General features: G+C 63.5%; 23 protein-coding genes, 1 tRNA gene and 1 other RNA gene. 11 read left to right on the forward strand and 14 right to left on the reverse strand.

Annotated elements, in window-relative coordinates:
- The 3 genes from ATN37_RS05930 to rnpB form a co-directional block, all read right to left on the reverse strand.
- Positions 1 to 1,410, reverse strand: coding sequence for an RNB domain-containing ribonuclease (locus tag ATN37_RS05930; RefSeq protein WP_058039438.1), 1,410 nt, complete (start codon positions 1,408 to 1,410; stop codon positions 1 to 3).
- A gap of 108 nt (positions 1,411 to 1,518) precedes the next feature.
- On the reverse strand, positions 1,519 to 1,704 hold the full coding sequence (locus tag ATN37_RS05935) for a hypothetical protein (RefSeq protein WP_007735457.1): 186 nt from the start codon (positions 1,702 to 1,704) through the stop codon (positions 1,519 to 1,521).
- Positions 1,705 to 2,024: 320 nt separating this feature from the next.
- Positions 2,025 to 2,439: RNase P RNA component class A (gene rnpB / locus ATN37_RS05940), an RNA gene on the reverse strand.
- A gap of 54 nt (positions 2,440 to 2,493) precedes the next feature.
- On the opposite strand from rnpB, the gene ATN37_RS05945 reads away from it, so the two are divergent.
- Both ATN37_RS05945 and ATN37_RS05950 read left to right on the forward strand, forming a co-directional pair.
- Entirely contained in the window at positions 2,494 to 3,021 is a 528-nt protein-coding gene (locus ATN37_RS05945) for a DUF1697 domain-containing protein (RefSeq protein ID WP_058039437.1), read from the forward strand.
- Between the two features lie 28 nt (positions 3,022 to 3,049).
- The gene (locus tag ATN37_RS05950; RefSeq protein WP_064444132.1) at positions 3,050 to 4,285 is read left to right on the forward strand and encodes an SLC13 family permease; all 1,236 of its coding nucleotides are present in this window, start codon (positions 3,050 to 3,052) and stop codon (positions 4,283 to 4,285) included.
- A gap of 29 nt (positions 4,286 to 4,314) precedes the next feature.
- On the opposite strand, the gene ATN37_RS05955 is transcribed toward ATN37_RS05950, so the two are convergent.
- From ATN37_RS05955 to cobC, 4 genes are all read right to left on the reverse strand, one after another.
- Positions 4,315 to 5,454, reverse strand: a complete 1,140-nt coding sequence (locus tag ATN37_RS05955; RefSeq protein WP_030537561.1) for a bifunctional RNase H/acid phosphatase — start codon at positions 5,452 to 5,454, stop codon at positions 4,315 to 4,317.
- On the reverse strand, positions 5,451 to 6,188 hold the full coding sequence (locus ATN37_RS05960; protein WP_003941604.1) for a zinc ribbon domain-containing protein: 738 nt from the start codon (positions 6,186 to 6,188) through the stop codon (positions 5,451 to 5,453). The genes ATN37_RS05955 and ATN37_RS05960 overlap by 4 nt, the downstream gene beginning before the upstream one ends.
- A gap of 108 nt (positions 6,189 to 6,296) precedes the next feature.
- The gene (locus tag ATN37_RS05965) at positions 6,297 to 7,430 is read right to left on the reverse strand and encodes a Nif3-like dinuclear metal center hexameric protein (protein WP_217017216.1); all 1,134 of its coding nucleotides are present in this window, start codon (positions 7,428 to 7,430) and stop codon (positions 6,297 to 6,299) included.
- Entirely contained in the window at positions 7,427 to 8,461 is a 1,035-nt protein-coding gene (gene cobC / locus ATN37_RS05970) for an Rv2231c family pyridoxal phosphate-dependent protein CobC (protein WP_218694911.1), read from the reverse strand. Before cobC ends, ATN37_RS05965 begins: the two co-directional genes overlap by 4 nt.
- Before the next feature lie 56 nt (positions 8,462 to 8,517).
- Here cobC and ATN37_RS05975 point away from each other — a divergent pair, with 56 nt between their 5' ends.
- From ATN37_RS05975 to ATN37_RS05985, 3 genes are read left to right on the forward strand one after another with little or no spacing between them, the layout of a single operon-like run.
- Positions 8,518 to 9,213, forward strand: a complete 696-nt coding sequence (locus tag ATN37_RS05975) for an HAD hydrolase-like protein (RefSeq protein ID WP_042445748.1) — start codon at positions 8,518 to 8,520, stop codon at positions 9,211 to 9,213.
- The gene (locus tag ATN37_RS05980) at positions 9,200 to 9,691 is read left to right on the forward strand and encodes a low molecular weight protein-tyrosine-phosphatase (protein ID WP_007735468.1); all 492 of its coding nucleotides are present in this window, start codon (positions 9,200 to 9,202) and stop codon (positions 9,689 to 9,691) included. The genes ATN37_RS05975 and ATN37_RS05980 overlap by 14 nt, the downstream gene beginning before the upstream one ends.
- Positions 9,692 to 9,739: 48 nt before the next feature.
- Positions 9,740 to 10,678, forward strand: coding sequence for an SURF1 family protein (locus ATN37_RS05985; RefSeq protein ID WP_218694912.1), 939 nt, complete (start codon positions 9,740 to 9,742; stop codon positions 10,676 to 10,678).
- Here the strand turns inward: ATN37_RS05985 and ATN37_RS05990 are convergent.
- The 6 genes from ATN37_RS05990 to ATN37_RS06015 all read right to left on the reverse strand — a co-directional run bounded on the left by ATN37_RS05990 (position 10,619) and on the right by ATN37_RS06015 (position 13,640).
- Positions 10,619 to 11,638 (reverse strand): cobalamin biosynthesis protein, encoded by a 1,020-nt coding sequence (locus tag ATN37_RS05990; RefSeq protein ID WP_218694913.1) that lies wholly within the window; start codon positions 11,636 to 11,638, stop codon positions 10,619 to 10,621. The two genes, ATN37_RS05985 and ATN37_RS05990, sit on opposite strands and share 60 nt — an antisense overlap.
- A 65-nt stretch (positions 11,639 to 11,703) precedes the next feature.
- Positions 11,704 to 11,928, reverse strand: coding sequence for a hypothetical protein (locus ATN37_RS05995; RefSeq protein WP_003941648.1), 225 nt, complete (start codon positions 11,926 to 11,928; stop codon positions 11,704 to 11,706).
- A gap of 91 nt (positions 11,929 to 12,019) precedes the next feature.
- Positions 12,020 to 12,091 (reverse strand) — tRNA-Val (locus ATN37_RS06000).
- Between the two features lie 32 nt (positions 12,092 to 12,123).
- Complete coding sequence (locus ATN37_RS06005; RefSeq protein ID WP_003941619.1) at positions 12,124 to 12,588, reverse strand: peroxiredoxin; 465 nt, start codon at positions 12,586 to 12,588, stop codon at positions 12,124 to 12,126.
- Positions 12,589 to 12,623: 35 nt separating this feature from the next.
- Positions 12,624 to 13,049 (reverse strand): DUF3052 domain-containing protein, encoded by a 426-nt coding sequence (locus ATN37_RS06010; RefSeq protein ID WP_003941575.1) that lies wholly within the window; start codon positions 13,047 to 13,049, stop codon positions 12,624 to 12,626.
- A 177-nt stretch (positions 13,050 to 13,226) separates the two neighbouring features.
- Positions 13,227 to 13,640 (reverse strand): hypothetical protein, encoded by a 414-nt coding sequence (locus ATN37_RS06015; RefSeq protein ID WP_225320068.1) that lies wholly within the window; start codon positions 13,638 to 13,640, stop codon positions 13,227 to 13,229.
- 380 nt (positions 13,641 to 14,020) lie between these two features.
- On the opposite strand from ATN37_RS06015, the gene aceE reads away from it, so the two are divergent.
- The 6 genes from aceE to ATN37_RS06045 all read left to right on the forward strand — a co-directional run bounded on the left by aceE (position 14,021) and on the right by ATN37_RS06045 (position 22,500).
- The gene (gene aceE, locus ATN37_RS06020; RefSeq protein ID WP_042445740.1) at positions 14,021 to 16,876 is read left to right on the forward strand and encodes a pyruvate dehydrogenase (acetyl-transferring), homodimeric type; all 2,856 of its coding nucleotides are present in this window, start codon (positions 14,021 to 14,023) and stop codon (positions 16,874 to 16,876) included.
- A gap of 99 nt (positions 16,877 to 16,975) precedes the next feature.
- Entirely contained in the window at positions 16,976 to 18,304 is a 1,329-nt protein-coding gene (locus ATN37_RS06025) for a CdaR family transcriptional regulator (RefSeq protein ID WP_003941635.1), read from the forward strand.
- A gap of 127 nt (positions 18,305 to 18,431) precedes the next feature.
- Complete coding sequence (locus tag ATN37_RS06030; RefSeq protein ID WP_064689135.1) at positions 18,432 to 19,340, forward strand: ACP S-malonyltransferase; 909 nt, start codon at positions 18,432 to 18,434, stop codon at positions 19,338 to 19,340.
- 84 nt (positions 19,341 to 19,424) lie between these two features.
- The gene (gene acpM, locus ATN37_RS06035; protein ID WP_003941649.1) at positions 19,425 to 19,700 is read left to right on the forward strand and encodes a meromycolate extension acyl carrier protein AcpM; all 276 of its coding nucleotides are present in this window, start codon (positions 19,425 to 19,427) and stop codon (positions 19,698 to 19,700) included.
- Positions 19,701 to 19,707: 7 nt separating this feature from the next.
- A complete protein-coding gene (locus ATN37_RS06040; protein WP_003941591.1) occupies positions 19,708 to 20,958 on the forward strand; it encodes a KasA/KasB family beta-ketoacyl-ACP synthase in 1,251 nt (416 codons plus the stop codon).
- Positions 20,959 to 21,066: 108 nt separating this feature from the next.
- Positions 21,067 to 22,500, forward strand: coding sequence for an acyl-CoA carboxylase subunit beta (locus ATN37_RS06045; protein WP_003941597.1), 1,434 nt, complete (start codon positions 21,067 to 21,069; stop codon positions 22,498 to 22,500).
- A 110-nt stretch (positions 22,501 to 22,610) separates the two neighbouring features.
- On the opposite strand, the gene ATN37_RS06050 is transcribed toward ATN37_RS06045, so the two are convergent.
- Complete coding sequence (locus ATN37_RS06050; RefSeq protein ID WP_042445731.1) at positions 22,611 to 23,120, reverse strand: DUF3145 domain-containing protein; 510 nt, start codon at positions 23,118 to 23,120, stop codon at positions 22,611 to 22,613.
- Positions 23,121 to 23,201 lie beyond the last annotated feature (81 nt).

Below are 23,201 nucleotides of genomic sequence, written 5' to 3' on the forward strand. Positions count from 1 at the left end.
CTACGCCGGGAACGTGAATTCCACCGTCCGTTCGACGGTGTCGACGGCGGTGAGTCGCACCTTTGCGCGCTCACCGTCGTCGGGCGTTCCGACGCATTTCGCAATCACCGCGACCGACGGGACAAACACTTCCGCCGAGCGCTTTCCGTCCTTGGCGCGCATCACCACTGCGTCGAAGACCTCGCCGACCCGGCCGTCGAGCAGCGTGGACTCGGTCAGATCGATGCACGCACGGTCGACCTTGTTCGCCAGCGAGTCGGACCCACTCATGATGTCGGGCAGCTCGGGAAGTGCAGTGCGCGCCCATTCCGGTACCGGCGTACCAGCTGTGATCGCCAGACACACCTCGGTGCTGAAACGATCGGACAGTCGGCGCAGCGGAGCAGTCACGTGAGCGTAGGGCGCTCCGATCCCCGCATGCACCGTCAACTCCGGTAGTCGGCCGTCGAAGGCCGCGTAGTCTGCGCCGCGCAGCAACGACGGTGCAACCGACATCAGCGCCATCGTCGACGGCTCGTTGGAATCGAGTCCGGCAAGAATCTGCCCGACGCTTTGCCCCTCCGGCCACGTGATACCCAGCGCCACTGCAGTTCTCCGCAAGGTCCGAACCGCGGACTCCTCGGCCGGCGGCAGCGTGCGAAGCAACCCGATACCTGCGTCGATCATCATGCGGCCGGCACACATTCCGGTCAGCAGCGACACTTCCGCGTTCCAGTCGTCCGCTTCGGTGCGTGGCTCCAGTTCGATCCGCCAGCGAGCCGAGGACTCGTCCTCCGGCTGATCCCGAACCACTGACTGCTCGGGCAGTTTCAGCTCGATGGCACCCCTGGCAACCGCCGAGACACTGCGCAATCGTCCGAACTCCGGTAGTGCGGCGATGGACGGATGCAAGGTTCCCGCGTCGGCATCGCGCTGCACGGTCGAATAGTCCAGACGTGCCACCGATTTCACCAGAGCGCGTCTCACCTGCCACGACGTCGGCTCGGCCTGCGCGTCGAGTTCGATCCGCCACAGCGCGGCGGGACGAACCACGTCCGGCAGCAGACTCGCCGATCCCTCCGACAACGCTCGGGGATGCAGCGGGACGGAACCGTCCGGGAGATAGAAGGTTTGGCCCCGCTTGCGGGTTTCGATGTCGAGAGCGCCACCCGGCGTCACCACCGCCGCGACGTCGGCGATCGCGTAGTGCACGACGTACCCGGTCGAGATCTTCTCGATGTGCACTGCCTGGTCGAGGTCCATCGATCCGGGAGGGTCGATGGTCACGAAGGCGATACCCGTTTCGTCGACACGCCCGGCACCGAAACGATCCACGGCATTCTCGGCCTCGGCCTGCGCCGCAGCCGAGAATGCTCCTGGCAAGTCGAACTCCGCCCGAACCACTCCGAAGTCGATTCCCTGCACCATCATTCGACTTGCGGGCACGCATCCTCCATGATCGGTTCGGGCCGGTGTAGCAGCAGTACCGGTCCCAGTTGTTCGAGTCCCGGCTGTTCCAAGTCTCAGTTATTCCAAGTCTCAGTTGTTCCAGTCTTCGTCTGCCCGATCGGCGGCTTTGTTGCGTTCGGCAGCGATCTTCAATGCATGCTCGGCAGAGTCCCGATCAGGGTACGGCCCCATCCTCGTCAGCGAGGACGCACCCTTTCCCTGCGTGACGGAACCGTCGGACACGTCGAAGTACCAGAGTCGATCTTCATCAGTCATATCCACAGTGTGACATCAGAGTGAGATAGAAGCTTGTAGATCGCTGTGAGACTGATATTCTTTCTACTTGGCCTGGCAGGTGAGAACCGGACATTCGAACGGTGAGTTCTGCTTGAATGCCCAACACAAGCTACGAACAGAAAATGGAGTGCGCATGTCCGCAATTCTTTACGATTACCTCCTCCCGCTCATGGGCCATGACGCGGCAACGTACTGGGCTACGCTGCTGGTCATCAAGCCTGTCTGACAGCTTTCGACCATAAAGAAGACCCCCACCGATCCGGTGGGGGTCTTCTTTGTGCTCTCTTGCAGATCGCGGGCGGACGAGTCGGCGTGTAAGCCGGATCCTGTCCTGCGGCACCGAAGTGCCGAGTGGCGACCATCCATCTGGGCACACCGTCGCCGGGTGCCTCGAGCGGTTCACCCGCAGGCTCGGGCGAGCAGCCCTCGAACACCTGCGCAGCCGCACCGCGAGCGATGCGACCTTCAACCTTGCTCCGGGCGGGGTTTACCTAGCCACCCCGGTCACCCGAGGTGCTGGTGCGCTCTTACCGCACCGTTTCACCCTTACCTGCCTCGAAAGGCAGGCGGTCTGTTTTCTGTGGCACTGTCCCGCGAGTTGCCTCGGGTTGCCGTTAACAACCGCCCTGCTCTGTGGAGTCCGGACTTTCCTCGGCCCCAGGCCTGTGCGCGATACGCGCTGGTTCCAGAAGCCGCGGCCGCCCGGCCAACTCGTCCGCCCCCGTATGCTACCGGGCGCCTGTCGGTGGCCGGCACTATGGTCACCGTATGACTCGGTACGTGGCCCTGCTACGCGGTATCAACGTGGGCGGCATCAACATCAAGATGGCGGACCTGGCGAGAGTCTTCGGTGACCTCGGATTCCAAGGGGTGAAAACCGTGTTGGCCTCAGGCAACGTTCTGTTCGACAGTCCGAACACCGACATCCCGACGCTGAAGAAACAGATCGAATCCGCCCTTGTCCGCGAGTTCGGCTACGAGGCTTGGGTGTTCGTCCTCGACCTTCCGACACTGCAGGCGATCGTGGACAACTACCCGTTCGAGCGCGAACGCGAGGGTTGGCATGCTTATGCGATGGTTGCCTCCGAGCCGGAAATCCTGGAGGAATTGAGCACTGCGGCAGCGCAACTCGATGCCTCGGTCGAGCGTGTGGCGGCAGGCGACGGAGTCCTGTACTGGGAGGTCGAGAAGGGGCAGACCGTCAAGAGCGCGTTCGGCAGGAACACCGGAAAACCGAAGTTCAAGGCGTTCACCACAACCCGAAACCTGAACACGCTCTACAAACTGCTCAAATGACGCTCGCCCCGACACGGAGCACCATCGCGTGACTCTTCTACCGATCCTGCTCGTCGCCCTCGTCCTCGTCTTCGCGATAGTGCGTCCACGCGGGCTTCCCGAGATCGTCATCGCCGGGCCGGCAACTGTCGTCGTTCTCCTGACCGGCGTCGTAACTCTCGACGAAGCCCGCGACGAACTGGCGAGCATGGCACCCACCGTCGTCTTCCTGGTTGCCGTGCTGGTTCTCGCTCATGCCGCCGATGCTCTCGGCGTCTTTCGCTGGGTCAGCCAGATCCTGCAGCAAAAATCCCTCGCCGATCCACACCGGTTGCTGATTTACGTATTCGGCGCCGCTGCCCTGACCACGGCGGTCCTGAGCCTCGACGCCACCGTCGTACTTCTGACACCCGCAGTGATCGCGGCCGCACGATCCATCGGAGCAAGTACGCGGCCCCATTCCTATGCCAGTGCGCACCTGTCGAACTCGGCGTCGACGCTCCTGCCGGTGTCGAATCTGACCAACCTCATCGCGTTTGCTGCAACAGGTTTGACGTTCTTGCACTTCACCGCGTTGATGGCGTTGCCGTGGGTTGTGACGATCGCTGTCGAGTACCTGATTTTTCGACTGTTCTTCCGTTCGGAACTCGCGCGGGGCGACAGCGCCGAACCGCCGGTGGCAGCCAGATCTGCGCCTGCGCCGATTCTGCCGCTGACGGTGATCGGAATGACGCTGCTCGGTTTCGCGGTTTCGGGTTTCTTCGGGATCGAGCCCGCCTGGATCGCGGTGGTGGGTGCGAGTGTCCTGGGAGCGATCGCTCTGGCTCGGCACCGTACGACCGCCGCCAAGATGCTCTACGCTGCCGACCTCTGGTTCTGCGCGTTCGTCCTGGTTCTCGGAATCATCGTCGCCGGAGTCGCGAACGGGCCGGTGGGCGAATGGATTGCGCAGATCCTGCCAGGCGACACCAGCTACGGCTCACTGCTCTTTGTCGCCGCGGTAGCGGCGGTTGCGTCCAATCTCGTCAACAACCTGCCGGCAACCTTGCTGATGATCGCAGCGCTCGGAACGGCGGCACCTCCAGCGCTGGTGCTTGCGATGTTGATCGGCGTCAACCTCGGCCCCAACCTCACCTACGTGGGCTCACTGGCAACGATGCTCTGGCGACGAGTCGCCACCAGCGCGGGCGCACCGCCCACGCTGGCGACATTCACTCTGCTCGGGGTCATCACGACGCCACTGACGCTGCTCGCCGCCGTGAGCGCCCTGTGGTTGGTGATCTGATCAGAGGCTGATCAGCCGTCGGGGCTCTTTCAGCGAAGGTGTGACGTGTCGTTGACCAACCGGACCGAGGCTCCCCCGTCGGGATAGAACTCGGTGATACTCAGCGACGCCAGATCCAGATGCAACCGGTACAGCAACGACGGCCCGGCATCGAGGGCCAGCTGCACCAAAGTCTTGATCGGGGTGACGTGAGAGACGACCAACAGCGTCGCGCCGCCGTAGGTCGAGATCAGGTCGTCACGCGCGGCGACGACTCGTTCGCGTACCTCGTCGAAACTCTCGCCGCCCGGTGGACGCACCGAAGTGTCCGAGAGCCATTCGCGATGCAGGTCCGGGTCACGCTCGGCTGCCTCGCGGAACGTGAGTCCGTCCCAGTCGCCGAAATCGGTTTCGATCAAACCCTTGTGCTCGACGACGGGTAAGCCGAGCACGCGGGCCGATGCCTCTGCCGTCTCACGGGTTCTGCCGAGGGGTGAGCAGACGATGGCGTCGATACCGCCTCGGTTCCCGAAGCGTCCGGCTGCGCCGGCAGCCTGCGCGCGGCCCAGTTCCGTGAGCTCCGGATTCCCACGTCCGGAGTACCGGCGATCGACCGACATCGCTGTCTGTCCGTGACGTAGCAACAACATTCGTGTCGGCTTGCCGGTGGTGGCGATCCATCCCGGAGAGCCGGCGATCTGCGGCTCCGACGTCTCTTCGGACGGCGCGGCAGGTGCAGCAGGTGCGGGGGCCGAAGGTGCGACTGGGCCGGTTTCGATGCCGGCAGCCGCGTCCATCGCCTCGTTGGCAAGGCGATCGGCATGAGAGTTCTCGCCGCGAGGAATCCACGTGTAGGTCACTCGCGAGAACTGCGTCGCCAGCTCGGCAGCGCGCCGCTGCAGCGGAATCATGTCCGGGTGCTTGACCTTCCAGCGCCCGGACATCTGCTCGACGACCAACTTGGAATCCATGCGGACGTCGACCGTCGACGCGCCGAGTTCACCGGCAGCGGTCAACCCGGCGATCAGTCCGCGGTACTCGGCGACGTTGTTGGTCGCGATACCGATGCTTTCCTTGCGTTCGGCCAACACCGAGCGCGAGGCGTCGAACACCACCGCTCCGTAGCCGGCCGGACCGGGGTTGCCCCGCGATCCACCGTCGGCCTCGACGATGACTTGCGAGAGAGTCACAGACCGGACTCCTTGGTACGCACCATGATTGCATTGCACTCTGGGCAACGAACTACGACGTCGGCCGGTGTCGCGGCGATTCGGGAGATCTCGCCGCGGTCGATCTCGATCCGGCAAGCGCCGCATCGGCGTGCCTGCAGAAGCGCCGCGCCCGGTCCGCCCAGGCTGCGCTGCTTCTCGTAGACAGCAAGGAAATCGGCGGGAAATTCACCGACGAGTCGTTCACGATCGGCGGCGCAACGCTCCTGCGCCTTGTCCAGATCAGCGACGGCATCGTCGCGGCGACGCTTGGCGTCGATCAGCTCTTCTTCGGCCTGGGACAGCTGGGCACCGGCGTGATCGTGATCGGCCTGCAACGCCTCACGCTGCTCCATCACTTCGAGCAACTCGTCTTCAAGGAGCCCCTGACGCCGGACCAGGCTGCCGAGTTCGTGTTCGAGTTCGGTGAGCTGCTTCGCCCCGACCGACCCGCTCTGCAGGAGTGTGCGGTCACGATCCTCGCGCTGACGAACCGCGTCGACCTCGCCTTCGAGCTTGCGAATGTCGCGATCGATGTCGTCGATCTGGATTTCGACGGCTACGGACGCGTCTTTACGGCTGATTCGCTCGGCCTCGAGACGTTCGACTTCCTGCTGCTCGGGAAGCGCTCCGCGTCGGTGGGTGATCCGAGTGAGCTCAGCATCCACCCCGGCGAGGTCGAGAAGCTTGGATTGCACCTGTGGTTCGACGTTCACGCTGTATAACTCCTGCTGTAAGTCCGATGTCGGCAGTGCTCGCGAAGGACGGCTCTCGAAGAACTGCTCTTGAATTGTTCGTGCAACCGTACCTTGCAGAGCGCTGCACTAATGCGCACTCAAACACCACGGATCGGTGCGAATTGTCGAAACCCGGCTTTCCCACTCCGGATTGTGGGCAAACGCGGCGTCGAGCACCGATTTCGCCTGTGCGCACCACGGGTATTCACTCGCCCAGTGCGCGACGTCGACCAAAGCCGGGCCACCGGCGCGTAGATGCTCGTCCGCGGGATGATGCCGCAGGTCCGCAGTGACGTAGACGTCGGCACCCAGTGCCGCCACCACGTCGAGATACGAGTCGCCGGAACCGCCGCACACCGCCACGGTACGAACGGTCGTGTCTGGATCTCCGGCCGCGCGAACACCCCACTCGGTCGAGGGCAGTGAGCGCGCCACTCGCGCGGTGAATTCCCGCAAGGTTTCGGGGTGGTCGAGCTCACCCAACCGCCCCAGTCCGAGTGAACTGGGGAACGCTGCGAGTTCGAAGACATCGAAGGCCGGTTCCTCGTACGGATGGGAGGCACGCAATGCGCCCAGCACTGCGCTTCGCTTTCCGCGAGGGGCAATCACTTCCACACGATTCTCGCGAACCTGCTCCACAGCGCCGACGGTCCCGATCGTCGGATTCGCTCCGTCGGCGGGCAGGAACTGACCCGTGCCGGTGACGGTCCAACTGCACTGGCGATAGTCACCGATCCGCCCAGCCCCGGCCTCGAAAAGTGCATCCTGCACGGCCGATGCATTCTCCACCGGAACCATGACGACCCACTTGTCGAGCGGCTGCGTCGGCTTGGGTTCGATCGGGCGAAGCACGGTCAGGCCCAGAGCCTGCGCCAACGCGTCGGACACTCCGGGGTCGGCCGAGTCCGCATTGGTGTGCGCCGAGAACAGTGCGCACCCCGCCTTGATGAGCTTGTGAACCAACGCACCTTTGGGTGTGTGAGCACCGACGGTGTCCACCCCACGCAGCAGAAGTGGATGGTGAACGACCAGAAGGTCGGCACCGGAGGTGATGGCGTCGTCGACCACTGCCTCGGTCGGATCCACCGCGAAAACCACTCTCGTCACAGCGTCGGCCGGATCGCCGCAGACCAGGCCGACCGAGTCCCACGATTCCGCCAGGGCCGGCGGATAAGCGGATTCCAGCACGGCTATGACGTCCGCAAGGGTTGGGCCACTCACAAGATCTCCTTCATCGCTTCGATCAGTACCGCAACCTGCTCGGCTGGACGGACGGCCACGCGCAGCCGATCCGGGCCGAGTCCGGGAAAGGTGTCGCACCTGCGGACGGCGATTCCGCGGGCACGCAGGTGCTCTCGCATCGAGGCGCCGTCGCGGACGTCGATGAGCACGAACGGCCCCGCAGCGGGTTGGTGCACGGCAATCCCGATCTCGGTCAGTCGCCGGGACATGTCTCGGCGGTCTGCGGCAATCGCGTCGGCTTTGATCCTCGACTGCTCGACGGCAAACGGTTCGCAGCACGCCGTGATGGCCTCGATCTGCAGACTGCCCAATGGCCAGTGGGCTCGGCCGTGACTGAGTCGAGCCAGAAGATCGGGAGAGCCGATCGCGTATCCACACCGCAATCCGGCGAGCGCCCACGTCTTGGTCAGGCTCCGAAGGACCAGTACATCCGCCGACTCGACACCGGCGATGCTCTCCGTTTCGCCGGGGACCGCGTCGCCGAAGGCCTCGTCCACCACCAGGATCCGGCCCGGCTGACGCAATGCCAACACATCGGCCTTGGGGTGAAGCACGGACGTCGGGTTGGTCGGATTGCCCAGAACGACAAGGTCCGCGGATTCGGGTACCTGCGCGGTCCGAAGCTCGAAAGGCGGCTCCAGAATCACTTGAGTCACCGGCACACCGGCCTCTCGCAGTGCCAGTTCCGGTTCGGTGAACGACGGATGGATCAGCGCTGCCGAACGAGTGCCCAGACGCGGCAGCATCGCGAATCCCTCGGCACCGCCCGAGAGCAACAACACCTCTTCGGGCCGGCGCCCGTGCCGCTGCGCGACCGTTTCGCGTGCCTTCAGTTCCGCTGCGGCCGACGGGTACGAACCGAGCGTCGCCAGCCCTGCGGCCAGCCGATCCCGCAACCACTTCGGCGGGCCGGAGCCTTGAACGTTGACGGCAAAATCGAGTAACCCGGGCTCCGCTTCGACATCGCCGTGATGTCGCAAGCTCTCCAGGTCAACCGTTCCGGTACTCACCCGGTCAGCCTACGGTCGAGCGCCGTGCGCGGACATCACCCCTGCCGTCCGGGACAATGAGTGCCGTGACGACACCACCGCTCGACCGTTTTCCGGTAGTTCTGTTCGATCTGGACGGAACCATCACCGATTCCGCTCCCGGCATTCACGGCGGCTTCCGACATGCGTTGGCAACTGTCGGCCATCCGGAGCCGACGGAAGCGATGTTGGCATCGGTGATCGGCCCGCCGATGGTCGACACCTTCAGGTCACTCGGTATGGCCCCGGCGGACGTGGATCGGGCGATCGCCGCGTACATCGAGCGTTACGACGCGACCGGGTGGCAGGAGAACTCGGTGTACGAAGGCATGGACGTCGTCCTGGGTAAGGCTCGCGCGAGCGGCACCCGACTGGCCGTCGCCACCTCCAAGTCGGAGCGATTCGCCATTCGAATCCTCGAGCATTTCGGCCTGGCCGAGCACTTCGAGTTCATCGGCGGCGCGAGTGACGACGGAACTCGTCGGGCTAAACCCGATGTGATCGCGCATTCGCTGACCTCACTCGGGATCACTCCCGTCCTCGCATCCGACGGCGGAACCCCCGACGTTCTCATGATCGGCGACCGTGATCACGACGTGCTCGGCGCCGCAAAGTACGGCATCCCCACCGTCGTCGTCGAATGGGGCTACGGTTCCGCCGAGGAAGCGCGGCAAGCGTTTCGCTCCGTATCGTCGGCATCCGAACTGGGAGGACTTCTCGATGGCCGCCACTGAACCACTCCACGTGACTGAACCACTTCATGTGACGTTTGTGTGCACCGGCAATATCTGCCGGTCACCGATGGCCGAAAAGATCTTGCTCGCGCATCTGGACCGTGAAGGCCTCGCCGACCGAGTCCGTGTCAGCAGTGCAGGTACCGAGGGGTTTCACACCGGTAGCGAGGCCGACGAGCGGACCAACGTCGTGCTCCGAGCGGCCGGATATCCGACGGGCCACAGTGCCGCGCAGGTCAATGCAGATCATCTCGCGGCCGATCTGGTCGTCGCCCTCGACACCGGCCATGAACGTGAGCTTGCTCATCTCGGCGTGCCCACCGAGCGTCGGCGCCTACTGCGATCGTTCGACCCCGAGGCTGACGGAGAATCGGTTCCGGACCCGTACTACGGGGATCAGGAGGACTTCGAACTGGTGCGAGACCAGATCGAAGCAGCCATTCCCGACATACTCGACTGGATCCGCGAGCGGGCCTGAACCCGGAGCAAAATTCACTCCCGTTCGGGCAACGGATACCGTGGACGTGTGCGAAGACTGAAATTCCTGTTGCGGCCCGGTTGGTTGGTACTGGCAGCTGTGGTCGGGCTCTTCGCCTACCTGTGCTTCACCGTGCTCGCTCCATGGCAACTCGGCAAGAACACCAAGACCGAGCACCGCAATGATCTGATCTCGAACTCGATCAACGCGGAGACCGTGCCGATCGGTGACGTCATCGCCGATTCGACGATCGCACCGGACGACGAATGGCGAAACATCACCGCGGCAGGCACCTATCTGCCGGACGCCGACATCCTCGTTCGACTGCAGTCCATCGAGGGCGCACCGTCGTACGAGATCCTGACGCCTTTCCGCCTGGACGACGGTCGCACGATCCTCGTCAATCGCGGATACGTTCGGCCGATCAACGGCGCCGAGGCACCGCCCATCGCCGCGCCGCCGACCGATCCGGTCACTCTCAACGGTCGCGTGCGTCTGTCGGAAGGCACCGCGCCCGGCCGAGTTCCGATGTTCGAGGACGGCGCGAAACAGGTCTACTCGATCGACGCACAACCTATCGGCGAGTTCATCGGAACGGACCTGATCGACGCGTACATCCAACTCGAACCCGACCAGCCCGGCGGCCTGGGGACGATCCCTCTCCCCCAACTCGATGCAGGTCCCTATCTCTCGTACGGGTTCCAGTGGCTGGCGTTCGGCATCATGGCGCCGCTCGGACTGGCCTACTTCATTCGCGCGGAGTGGCGCGAACGTCGCAAGGAGAAGGCAGCTCAAGCAGCTGTGGACGGTCTCGCAGCCGACGACGCCGCTGCCGAGACGACCCCGGAAGCGGCAGTGTCCGCGCCTGCCGCTTCCCCCGCCGAACCGGCTCGTACCTTCAGCCGTCGCAAGAAGCCGGAGCCGGAATCAGTGCCGCTCACGGCGCAGGAAGCCAAACTTGCCGATCGATACGGCAATACCCGCTGAAATACCCGCTGACACCACAGCTGCACTGATCTGCACCGCCGACGAAAGCCTCGCCGCGAGGCGCAGATCGTTCGGCGTCGGCACAGGCCCGCGGCCGAGGACGGGACGCATCTCCACCCCGTGCGCGTACTCGGTCCGACCACCCAACGAAATGCCCAACGCCCCTGCCGCCGACGCTTCCGCGACGCCCGCATTGGGGCTTGGATGAGCCGCTGCGTCGCGTTTCCACGCTGCCAGTGATTCCTGAACCGAGCCGCCCACCACCGGTGCACACGCAGCCGTCAGCGCACCGGTCAGCCGAGCGGGGACGATGTTGACCAGGTCGTCGAACCTCGCCGCAGCCCACCCGAATCTGCGGTATTTCTCGGAGCGGTAGCCGATCATCGCGTCGAGGGTGTTGGCGGCGCGGTAGACGAACAGACCCGGCACGCCCGCAATTGCACCCCAGAACATTGCACCGACGCTTGCATCCGAGGTGTTTTCGGCGACCGACTCCAGCGCTGCACGCGTGAGGCCCTCCTCGCTCAGTACCGATGGATCGCGTCCACACAGTGAAGGGAGAAGCTCGCGCGCTTTCGTCAGGTCGCGATCGACCTGTGACGCCTCCAATCGAGCGGCCATGTCGATGCCGGTGCGTGCAAGCGACGTCCCGCCGAGCACAGCCCAGGTAGCCATCGCTGTCGTACCCGTGACGGCCACCCAACCGGCCCGGCGCGACACTTTTTCGGCTGCGAGCCCAAGTCCTGCGGTGCCGGCCAAGAGCACGGCAACATGAAGTGTTCCGGCCGCGCGCGAGTCCCGGTAGGACATCTTCTGCAGCGCGATAGCCGCGGTTCCGAAGCCGGCAACCGGATGGAACCGCCCCGGATCGGCGAAGACCCGATCCGCGACGAAGCCGAGGAGAAGCCCGGCAGCTCGCGCATTGAATCGAGACTGGGACGAACGAACCGAAATCTGCACGAGCGTAGTTGTAGCAGCGACGCTCGTTCTCTGGCCAACCGTCACGTGTCTGCACGAGCCGATCTCTACCCGTCCCAGTCGATCGTCAGGTAGATCAAGCGGTGCATTCGGTTGATTTCCCAGACACGGGCAATCCCGGTCGCCAGTGCGTCGCTTTGGGAACGAACCCGGATCGTCTGCCCCGGGAACAACGCAACACTGAGACTGGGCATCTCGGCGATGTGTATGTGCGGACGGGTGGGATGCACGCGCGTCGGGTCGACGGCTACTTCGATCACAGAACTGGACATGCGTCCAGAATGGCGTATTGCGGACAATTCGTTGCCGAAAATGAAAAAACCCCGATCTGCGTCGACGCAGATCGGGGCTTGAATTCTTCGGTGGGCGCGGAGGGTTTCGAACCCCCGACCGCTGGTGTGTAAAACCAGAGCTCTACCACTGAGCTACACGCCCGAACTCCCGGTGAGACCCTCACCGGGAGTGCTCTAAGACTCTAGCGCGGCAAGCGCGTTTGCCCAAAGTCCGTGGTCACGGGCTTCTCCGGGGCCGTTCATCTCGGCAAAACGAATGATTCCGTCTTTGTCGATGACAAAGGTGCCACGATTCGCGAAGCCCAACTTGTCGTTGAACACCTCGTACTTCTGAGCGACCTCACCGTGCGGCCAGAAGTCCGACAGCAAGGGAAATGTGTATCCCTGCTCAGCTGACCAGATCTTGTGAGTCGGCGAAGCACCGACAGAAATCGCGAGAATGGCGGTGTCGTCGTTCTCGAACTTCGGAAGCTCGTCACGGACCTTGCAGAGTTCCCCCTGACAAGTCCCGGTGAAGGCCAACGGATAGAAGACCAGCAGAACGTTCTTCTTACCGCGGAAATCTGCTAGCGAGACTTCCTGGTTGTTCTGGTCCTTCAAGGTGAAATCCGGTGCCTGGGCACCAACTTCGAGAGGCATGTGCGATTCCTTGGGAAAGTGCGGAAAGGACCGGGTCAGCGCTTGTTGGCCGGACGAGCCTTCGGCTGAACCAGTCGACTTCCCGACCAGTCACCGAGGTTGGCTGCCGATGTCTGCGTCAGGCCGGCAGTCGGCGCCGATTCGGCGATCTCGCTGGGCTCGACGTGTCCGTCGAGACCGGTCTTGGGAGTGAGAACCCACACGAAGCCTTCGTCGGCGAGGGGCCCGATGGCATCCATCAAGGCATCTACCAGGTCACCGTCCTCGTCGCGCCACCACAGCAGCACGACGTCGATGACCTCGTCGGAATCCTCGTCGAGCATTTCCCCGCCGATGGTTTCCTCAACCGCGGCACGAATGCCGTCGTCGGTATCCTCATCCCAGCCCAGTTCCTGCACCACCATGTCAGTGGTAATCCCGAGTTTCTGAGCGTAGTTCTGGGCATCCGCCGCGGCGACCACGGTGGGGTCCTCCTTTTGTTGATGGTGTGTGGCGACCCCGCACACCTACCGTTTGACGATCAATTAGGGAAAGCGAACATGGTCTGAGGCGTTAGCGCAAGCCGACCACGCCGAAAACTTTCACCAAAGATCGTCTTCTGACACACGGCGAACCTTACGCCTGCGGATTACCGCAGGTCACAGGGATCCACATTCATCGAAGATCGACTTGCGAATCGAATTGCTCGTATCGCTGATCGAATTGATTTCATCGGCCGAATGATCACTCTCGATCACGACAGCAGATGAACGTAGGTTCGCGGCCAATTCGGCGAACAGTCCGGAAAGTTGCGTCGGAAGTTCACTCGAGACCGAGTCGAACCACGAGGCCGTCTCCCTTGCCGAGGAAGCAGCAGCGCTTGCTTCGGCTCTCAGGTCGGTCTCACCATGATTTCCGGCGTCGACGTAGGCATTGAACGCAACCACGTCGTTTTTCGATCGAGAGACCGCTTCCTCACAGATCGCGAACGCCGCATCTGCCGCATCTGCCGCCGCTTTCGACGAGGACGCGGCGGCCATCGAAATACTCACCTCGGATTGGTATGCAGCCACGTGCGCTTCATTGGGTACTGCCGATCCGGTCACCGCCGCCGAACATCCCACGATCACCGACAGTCCCACTGCGATCGATCCGACCGAGACCCACGCCCCGACCCTGCCGTAATTGATTTCTTTGTTTATTTTTTCCCACCCCTTCATACGTTCCGATCGATCCCCCAAGCCTGTGACTACGGGGAACCATCACACCCCTGCGTCACGCCGAAAAACGCTACCCGAGAGTAACCAGAGGCGAGGTGTGCCGGACCGACCGGGATGGTGAAAGATGAGGTACGCGCCATATTCACGATGGAAGTGCGTCGGACCTAACAAGGCCTCGATCACCTATGTAAGGACGCCCCACCACGCGTCCCCAAACCAATGAGGAGCACACGTTGTCTGACCTGATCCAGGGTCCCGCGTCCGGGCAGAACGCCGATTCCGGCGCCGCCGGCGAGTCGGGTTCGCCCGCGTCGAATACGCCGGGGGGAACCGACGGTCGCGTTCGCGTCATTCGCGAAGGTGTTGCGTCGTACCTGCCGGACATCGATCCGGACGAGACCACCGAATGGCTCGAATCATTCGACGGACTTCTGGATCGATCCGGACCCACGCGTGCCCGCTACCTCATGCTCCGCATGCTCGAACGCGCCGGCGAGAAGCACGTCGCACTCCCCGCGCTCACTTCGACCGACTACGTCAACACGATTCCGACCGAAAACGAGCCGTGGTTCCCCGGTGACGAAGAGGTCGAGCGCCGCTATCGCGCCTGGATCCGTTGGAACGCCGCGATCATGGTCCACCGCGCTCAGCGACCGGGCGTCGGCGTCGGCGGTCACATCTCCACCTACGCATCCTCGGCAGCGTTGTACGAGGTCGGCTTCAACCACTTCTTCCGCGGCAAGGACCACCCGGGCGGTGGCGACCACATCTTCATCCAGGGTCACGCCTCCCCCGGCATCTACGCACGCGCCTTCCTCGAGGGCCGCATCCCCGCGGAACAGCTCGACGGATTCCGCCAGGAGAAGTCCCACGCCGACTTCGGCGGCGCACTGCCGTCCTACCCGCACCCGCGGCTGCTTCCCGACTTCTGGGAGTTCCCGACGGTCTCGATGGGCCTCGGCCCGATGAACGCCATCTACCAGGCCCGGTTCAACCACTACCTCAACGACCGCGGCATCAAGGACACCACCGATCAGCACGTGTGGGCGTTCCTCGGCGACGGCGAAATGGACGAGCCCGAGTCACGCGGCCTCGCTCACGTCGCGGCAACCGAAGGCCTCGACAACCTCACGTTCGTGGTGAACTGCAACCTCCAACGCCTCGACGGCCCGGTCCGCGGCAACGGAAAGATCATCCAGGAACTGGAATCGTTCTTCCGCGGTGCCGGCTGGAACGTCATCAAGGTCGTCTGGGGTCGCGAGTGGGATGCGCTGCTGCACGCCGATCGCGACGGCGCACTGGTCAACCTGATGAACGTGACGCCGGACGGTGACTACCAGACGTACAAGGCCAACGACGGCGCGTTCGTACGCGATCACTTCTTCGGACGTGACCCCCGCACCAAGGAACTGGTCAAGGACCTCACAGACCAGGAAATCTGGAACCTCAAGCGCGGTGGCCACGACTACCGCAAGGTCCACGCCGCCTACGCAGCGGCCATGGCACACAAGGGCCAGCCGACGGTCATCCTGGCGCACACCATCAAGGGCTACACCCTCGGTAAGCACTTCGAGGGCCGCAACGCCACGCACCAGATGAAGAAGCTGACGCTGGACGATCTCAAGGCGTTCCGCGACATGCAGCACATCCCGATCTCGGACGCCGAGCTCGAGAAGGATCCGTACCTGCCTCCGTACTACCACCCGGGCGCCGACGCACCCGAGATCAAGTACATGCTCGACCGTCGTAAAGCACTGGGCGGGTTCCTGCCTTCCCGCAACACCGACGCTGCTCCGCTCAAGCTCCCCGAGGACAAGACGTACGACGTCATCCGCAAGGGTTCGGGCAAGCAGGAAGTCGCCACCACCATGGCGATCGTGCGCATCCTCAAGGAACTGTTGCGCGACAAGGAAATCGGCAAGCGCATCGTGCCGATCATCCCGGACGAGGCTCGCACGTTCGGTATGGACTCGTGGTTCCCGTCGCTGAAGATCTACAACCGCAACGGGCAGCTCTACACGTCCGTCGACGCCGAACTCATGCTCGCCTACAAGGAGAGCCCGATCGGCCAGATCCTGCACGAGGGCATCAACGAGGCCGGTTCGACGGCTTCGTTCACCGCAGTCGGCACGTCGTACGCCACCCACGGTGAACCGATGATTCCGCTGTACATCTTCTACTCGATGTTCGGTTTCCAGCGCACCGGCGACGGCCTGTGGGCGGCTGCCGACCAGATGGCTCGGGGATTCGTTCTCGGCGCCACCGCCGGTCGTACAACTCTGACCGGTGAAGGTCTTCAGCACGCCGACGGACACTCGCTGCTCCTGGCATCCACCAACCCCGCAGCTGTCACGTACGACGCCGCGTTCTCGTACGAGTTGGCGCACATCGTCAAGGACGGCTTGCGCCGCATGTACGGCGGCACCGAGGGCGTCGACGGTTTCGGTGGCGAGAACATCTTCTACTACCTGACCATCTACAACGAGCCGTACGTTCAGCCGGCCGAGCCCGAAGGTCTCGACGTCGAGGGCTTGCTCAAGGGCATCTACCTCTACAAGACGTCCGAAGCATCGGGCCCGAAGGCACAGATCCTCGTCTCCGGTGTCGCTATGCCCGAGGGGCTGCGCGCGCAGAAGCTGCTCGCCGACGAATGGGGCGTCTCGGCCGACGTCTGGTCGGTCACGTCCTGGGGTGAGCTGCGCCGCGAAGGCGTCGAATGCGAACGTCAGGCGCTGCTCAATCCGTCCGAGGATGCTCCGGTTCCCTTCGTCACCACGGCGTTGTCGTCGGCCCAAGGCCCTGTCGTCGCGGCTTCGGACTGGATGCGGGCGGTCTCGGACCAGATCCGTCAGTGGGTTCCCGGCGACTACACCACGCTCGGTACGGACGGGTTCGGGTTCTCCGACACACGCACTGCAGCGCGTCGCTACTTCAACGTCGATGCCGAGTCCATCGTCGTTGCCGTGTTGATCGGTTTGGCGAAGGAAGGATCGATCGAGCGGTCGAAGGCCGTCGAAGCAGCGAGCCGATACCGCATCGACGACGTGAATGCTGCTCCCGAGCAGACCGGGGACACCGGTAGCGCCTAAGTCGTAGGGCAACAGTCCCAGCGATCGAAAACAGACCTACGCCCATCGCCGCGGGTGTCATCTCGACATCCGCTGCGGTGATGGGCGTAGGTTTTTCTCATGCCCGAACCTGATCCCGAGAAACCCGAAGAGGGCGTACGCCGCACTCGACCTCAGTCGTCCGGGTTGCAGGCTGTACTCGCCCGCCGTCGTCAGGTTCGCGATCCACTTCCAGAAGCCTTGCTCCGCCGCGTCAAACAGTTCTCCGGCCGGCTCTCCACCGAGGCCGTGACCGTGATGGAGGAGCAGCTTCCGTTCTTCGACAGTCTCGACGCTTCGCAACGCGCCGACGTTCAACTGTTGGTGCAGACGTCGGTGGTGAATTTCCTGGAATGGCTGCGGCAACTCGACTCGGAGATCAGCTTCGGATACGAGTCGTTTCCGGTCATCCCTCAGGATCTTGCTCGACAGCTCACGCTGCGCCAGACCGTCGACATGGTCCGGGTGGCGATGGAGTTCTTCGAGAAATGGCTGCCGGCTCTCGCCCGCAACGATCAGCAGCTGATCGCGCTGACAGAAGCCGTCCTGCGCTACGGGCGTGAACTCGGTTTCGCAGCAGCGACGGTGTACGCAAGCGCTGCCGAGTCGCGGGGTGCCCTGGACACGCGACTGGAAGCGCTCGTCGTCGACGCCGTCGTGCAGGGAGACACCGGCTCGGACATGCTCTCTCGCGCCGCCACCTTGAACTGGGATGCCACGGCTCCGGCCACCGTCATCGTCGGGTCTCCCCCGCCGGACGAGCGGGTCTCGGTTGCCGGCACCGTCCACGCGACTGCCGCCGCGCACGGGCGCGCTGTTCTCGCCGTGGTGCAGGGTCCGCGACTGGTGATGATCGTCAGCGGGGAACTGAGTAGCAAGACGGAAGGCAGCCAATTCCTTCAAGACCTGCTCATGAGTTTCGCCGACGAGCCGGTGGTGATCGGCCCGACGACACCCTCGTTGAGCGCAGCGCACTTCAGTGCGTCCGAAGCGCTGGCGGGAATCAAGGCTGTTGCCGGGTGGCGCGGCGCACCTCGTCCCGTTTTCGCGACTGAACTGCTCCCGGAACGGGCACTACTGGGAGACGCCGCTGCCGTGAAGGCTCTTCGCGATTTCCTCGTCGCACCTTTAGCTGAATCCGGCACAGTCTTGACCGATACTTTAGACAGTTATCTCGACTGTGGAGGTGCGGTTGAGACTTGTGCACGTCTTCTGTTTGTTCATCCAAATACCGTTCGGTACCGCTTGAAGCGAATCGCCGAAGTTACCGGCCGGGATCCAACGAATCCACGCGACGCGTATGTACTACGGATCGCCGCTACCGTGGGCCGATTGACACAAATCGATCTCAAATCGAACAATTCGGTTACTTCAGTCACATCTTTAACATCCGGACAAACAAACCTGTAACCCCTGAGCGTCCAATTTCGATGGCCGGGCGCGACGTGGGATTTTGTGGGAACCCTACAAAACACTTCGCCAGAGTTCATCGCGACCGACATCTCGCAGGTCGCTCGCGGCGGTGTTCTCTTAATAAGTGATTTCGTTGCTCGCCCCGGGACAGGGCTCTCAGACACCCGGCATGCTCAGCCCCTGGCTGGCACTGCCCGGAGCACAAGACCGCCTCGAAGTGTGGTCGAAGGCAGCCGGCCTGGACCTCGTCCGACTCGGCACGACCGCGACCGCCGAAGAAATCACCGACACCTCGGTAACCCAGCCCCTCGTCGTTGCCGCTGCTCTGCTGGCATACGAGGAAATCGAATCACGTGGGCTCCTCGGCGCCGACGTCATCGCTGCCGGCCATTCGGTGGGTGAACTTGCCGCTGCTGCGGTCGCCGGTGTTATCTCCGCTGACGACGCGGTCGCGCTTGCCGCCCTCCGTGGCGCCGAGATGGCCAAGGCTTGTGCGCTCGAGCCCACGGGCATGTCAGCCGTTCTCGGTGGAGACGAAGCCGAAGTGCTCGCACGAATCGAAGAACTCGGGCTGGAAGCAGCCAACCGCAATGCGGCCGGCCAGATCGTGGCGGCCGGACTGCTCACCGCGCTCGAAGAACTCGCAGCAAACGCACCCGAAAAGGCCCGAGTCCGCGCACTACCCGTCGCCGGAGCTTTCCACACCCGCTTCATGGCGCCGGCGCAGGACGCCGTCGCAGCTGCTGCCGCCAAGATCACCCCTTCCGATCCGACGCGCACGCTGCTTTCCAACTCGGATGGCGCACCCGTCTCCTCGGGCGCCGACGCCCTCACCAAGCTTGCCGCGCAGGTAACCCGCCCCGTTCGTTGGGACCTCTGCTCCGCGTCGTTGCGGACAGCAGAAGTCAGCGCGATCGTGGAACTCCCGCCGGCCGGAACCCTCGTCGGAATTGCCAAGCGTGAAATGCGTGGCACACCGACGGTGGCCCTCAAGAACCCGGAGGATATCTCCGCACTGTCCGAGCTGACCTAGCTCGGACGCCCACCCGGCCGATCAGCCCGAACGGCGGCCGGACGTTTCACCCCACCTCAATCGATCAAGAAGGGAGCCACACCAGTGGCCCACACTCAGGAAGAAATCATCGCGGAACTCGGCCAGATCGTGGAGGAGGTCACCGGTATCGAGCCTTCCGAGGTCACCGTTGACAAGTCCTTCGTGGACGACCTCGATATCGACTCCCTGTCCATGGTCGAGATCGCCGTTCAGACCGAAGACAAGTACGGCGTGAAGGTCCCCGACGAGGATCTCGCAGGCCTGCGCACCGTCGGCGACATCGTCGCGTACATCCAGAAGCTCGAAGCCGAAGGCGCCGAAGCCAAGAACGCAGAGTGAGCCGACCGTGACTTCCGCTTCTACCCGCAAAGGGAAATTCCCCGACATCGTCGTCACGAGCCTCGCGACGTCGACCTCGGTGGCTGGTGATGTGGATGGCACGTGGAAGGCGCTACTCGCCGGCGAAAGCGGCATCGGAATCCTCGATGACCCGTTCATCGACGAGTTCGACCTTCCCATTCGCATCGGCGGGCACCTGAAGGTTTCACCGGACGAGGGCTTGTCCCGCGTCGAAATTCGACGGATGAGCTGGGTGGAACGCCTTGCCCTCACGTTGAGTCGCACGGTCTGGAGCAACGCCGGCAGCCCTGAAGTCGATCAGGACCGCCTGGCCGTTGTCATCGGCACCGGACTCGGCGGCGGCGACACGCTCATCGACGCCGTCGACAAGCTCCGTGGCGGCGGATACCGCAAGGTGTCCCCGTTCTCGGTGCAGATGGTCATGCCCAACGGACCGGCCGCAACGGTCGGACTCGAACTCGGGGCCCGCGGTGGCGTCATCACTCCGGTGTCGGCATGTTCATCAGGTTCCGAGGCAATTGCTCACGCTCACCGCATGCTTGTCATGGGTGACGCGGACATGGTTGTGGCTGGTGGAGTCGAGAGCTTCATCGACGCCGTTCCGATCGCGAGCTTCGCCATGATGCGTGCGATGAGCACCAACAACGACAATCCGGCCGCAGCTTCACGTCCTTTCGACAAGGACCGCGACGGATTTGTCTTCGGCGAAGCCGGCGCCTTGATGATCCTCGAAACCGAGGAGCACGCAAAGGCACGCGGGGCAACGATTCACGCCCGCCTGCTTGGTTCCGGAATCACTTCGGACGGGTACCACATCGTGGCACCGCATCCGGAAGGCCTGGGCGCGGCGCGAGCCATGACCCGAGCAATCGAGATGGCCGGACTGACGAAGTCCGACATCAAGCACATCAACGCCCACGCCACTGCGACGCCGATCGGTGACATCGCAGAGGCAAAGGCAATCAACGCAGCGGTCGGCAATCACGCTGCGGTGTACGGCCCGAAATCCGCGCTGGGACACTCGATCGGCGCTGTCGGCGCCCTCGAATCAGTCCTCACGGTTCTGGCAGTGCGTGACGGGATCATCCCGCCCACGCTCAACGTTGACAGCCAGGATCCAGAAATCGATCTCGATGTCGTCAAGGGTGAACCCCGAACCGGCTCTTTCGATTTCGCACTGAACAACTCGTTCGGTTTCGGTGGGCACAATGTCGCGCTCGCCTTCGGTCGGGCCTAGCCCGAACCGCGGTTTGCACCTGTCCGCGGGTGTCGTTGCAACACAACGTCACCCGCGGACAACACCGACCTTTCGTTCCACCCAAGGCTCGTACTGAAGGAGGACGCGATGACCATCCTGGCCCCCGTGACAAAGTCCGAATCATCGACAGACCCGCGCGATCCTCTTGCGCGCCTGGAAAATCTGTTCGACCCCGGCACAACAGTGCCGCTCCACGCCCGTGACAAGTCCGGTGTGCTCGCCGCGTCCGGAAACATCGACGGCGTCCGCACCATCGCATACTGCTCCGACGCCACTGTCATGGGTGGCGCCATGGGCGTCGACGGTTGCAAACACCTCGTCAAAGCCATCGATACCGCTATCGAGGAAGAGTCCCCCATCGTGGGCCTCTGGCACTCCGGTGGCGCGCGTCTGGCTGAAGGCGTCGAGGCGCTCCACGCCGTCGGACTGGTCTTCGAGGCCATGGTCCGCGCGTCGGGTCTCATACCTCAAATTTCCGTCGTGCTCGGCTTTGCCGCTGGCGGAGCCGCGTATGGTCCAGCCCTCACCGATGTCGTGATCATGGCGCCGGAAGGCCGAGTGTTCGTCACCGGGCCAGACGTAGTTCGTAGTGTCACCGGCGAACAGGTCGACATGGTGTCACTCGGCGGTCCGGACACACACACCAAGAAGTCGGGTGTCGCGCACATCGCCGCACACGACGAGGCCGACGCATTGCACCGCGCGCGCCGCCTGGTCTCGATGATGTGCGAGCAGGGCGAATTCGATCAGCGGGCAGCGGAACTCGGCGACAGCGATCTGCGCGCCATGATGCCTGCCTCCGCGAAACGCGCGTACGACGTTCGTCCGATCGTTCACGAAATGCTCGACAACGTCGAAGGCGAGTCGAGTTTCGAAGAACTGCAAGGCAATTACGCTCGGAGCATCGTCACCGGTTTCGGCCGGATGGCCGGACGCACCGTTGGAGTCATCGCGAACAACCCACTGCGACTCGGGGGGTGCCTGAACTCCGAAAGTGCAGAGAAGGCCGCTCGATTCGTGCGACTGTGCAACGCATTCGGCGTGCCGCTCGTGGTCGTCGTCGATGTTCCCGGGTATCTGCCTGGGGTGTCGATGGAGTGGGAAGGCGTTGTCCGGCGCGGCGCGAAGTTACTTCACGCCTTCGCCGAGGCAACGGTCCCCCGCGTCACCGTCGTCACTCGAAAGATCTACGGCGGCGCATACATCGCGATGAACTCGCGAGCACTGGGAGCCACGGCCGTATTCGCTTGGCCCAACTCCGAAGTAGCCGTGATGGGTGCGAAGGCTGCTGTCGGCATCCTGCACAAGCGGGCCCTCGCAGCTGCACCGGACGACGAGCGTGAAGCATTGCACGACCGACTCGCTGCCGAGCACGAGGCAATCGCGGGCGGCGTCGACCGCGCGGTCGAAATCGGCGTCGTCGACGAGGAAATCGACCCGGCGAAGACTCGCAGCATCGTGACCGCTGCCCTCGCGTCTGCACCATCTGTCCGCGCGCGGCACAAGAACATTCCGCTCTGACAACCCTGGACAGCAAGGTGGGCCTCGCCGATACGGCGGGGCCCACCTTTGTCATTCAAGTCTTTGTCGTTCAAGCCGCGAGAGCACTCCGGGTTCAGGATGGACCTCGGTCAGCTGACACGCCTTCGCAGCCATGTCACTTCGGCACCTTCGCCTGAACTCCGGAAGGGTTCGAGTTCCTCGTCCCACGGTGTACCTATCGCCCGATCGATTTCCGCGGCGATGTCTCCACCGGAATTCATGATGGACCGCAGTTTCATCTCCCCTACGACGACATCACCGTTCGCACTGGTGGATCCGCGCCACAGGCCCAGACCGGGCACATGGCTGTACCGTTCGCCGTCGACGCCGTGACTCGGGTCCTCGGTGACCTCGAACCGCAACATCGGCCACGCGCGTAGCGAGTCGACCAGGCGGGCACAGGTTCCGACGGGACCCGTCCAGTCCGTCGTCGCACGCAGAAGCCCGTCGTAGGCAGGCTGTGAGGTCCATCTGAGCTTGGCAGGGCTGTCCAACGTGGCGGACAAAGCCCAATCCACGTGCGGGCACAGCGCCGCGGGCGACGAGTGGATGTAAACCACACCAGTCGTCACGTCCGCGAATTGATTCATTTCGCGCACTCGAGCCTCCTGCTTCGACGAGGGACGTCTTCCCCAACGACCTCTGTCGAGTTCGTGCAGCACGCTCGATTGAACAGTGTG

Source organism: Rhodococcus sp. MH15, from assembly GCF_019266045.1.
Taxonomy (GTDB): Bacteria; Actinomycetota; Actinomycetes; order Mycobacteriales; family Mycobacteriaceae; genus Rhodococcus_F; species Rhodococcus_F qingshengii.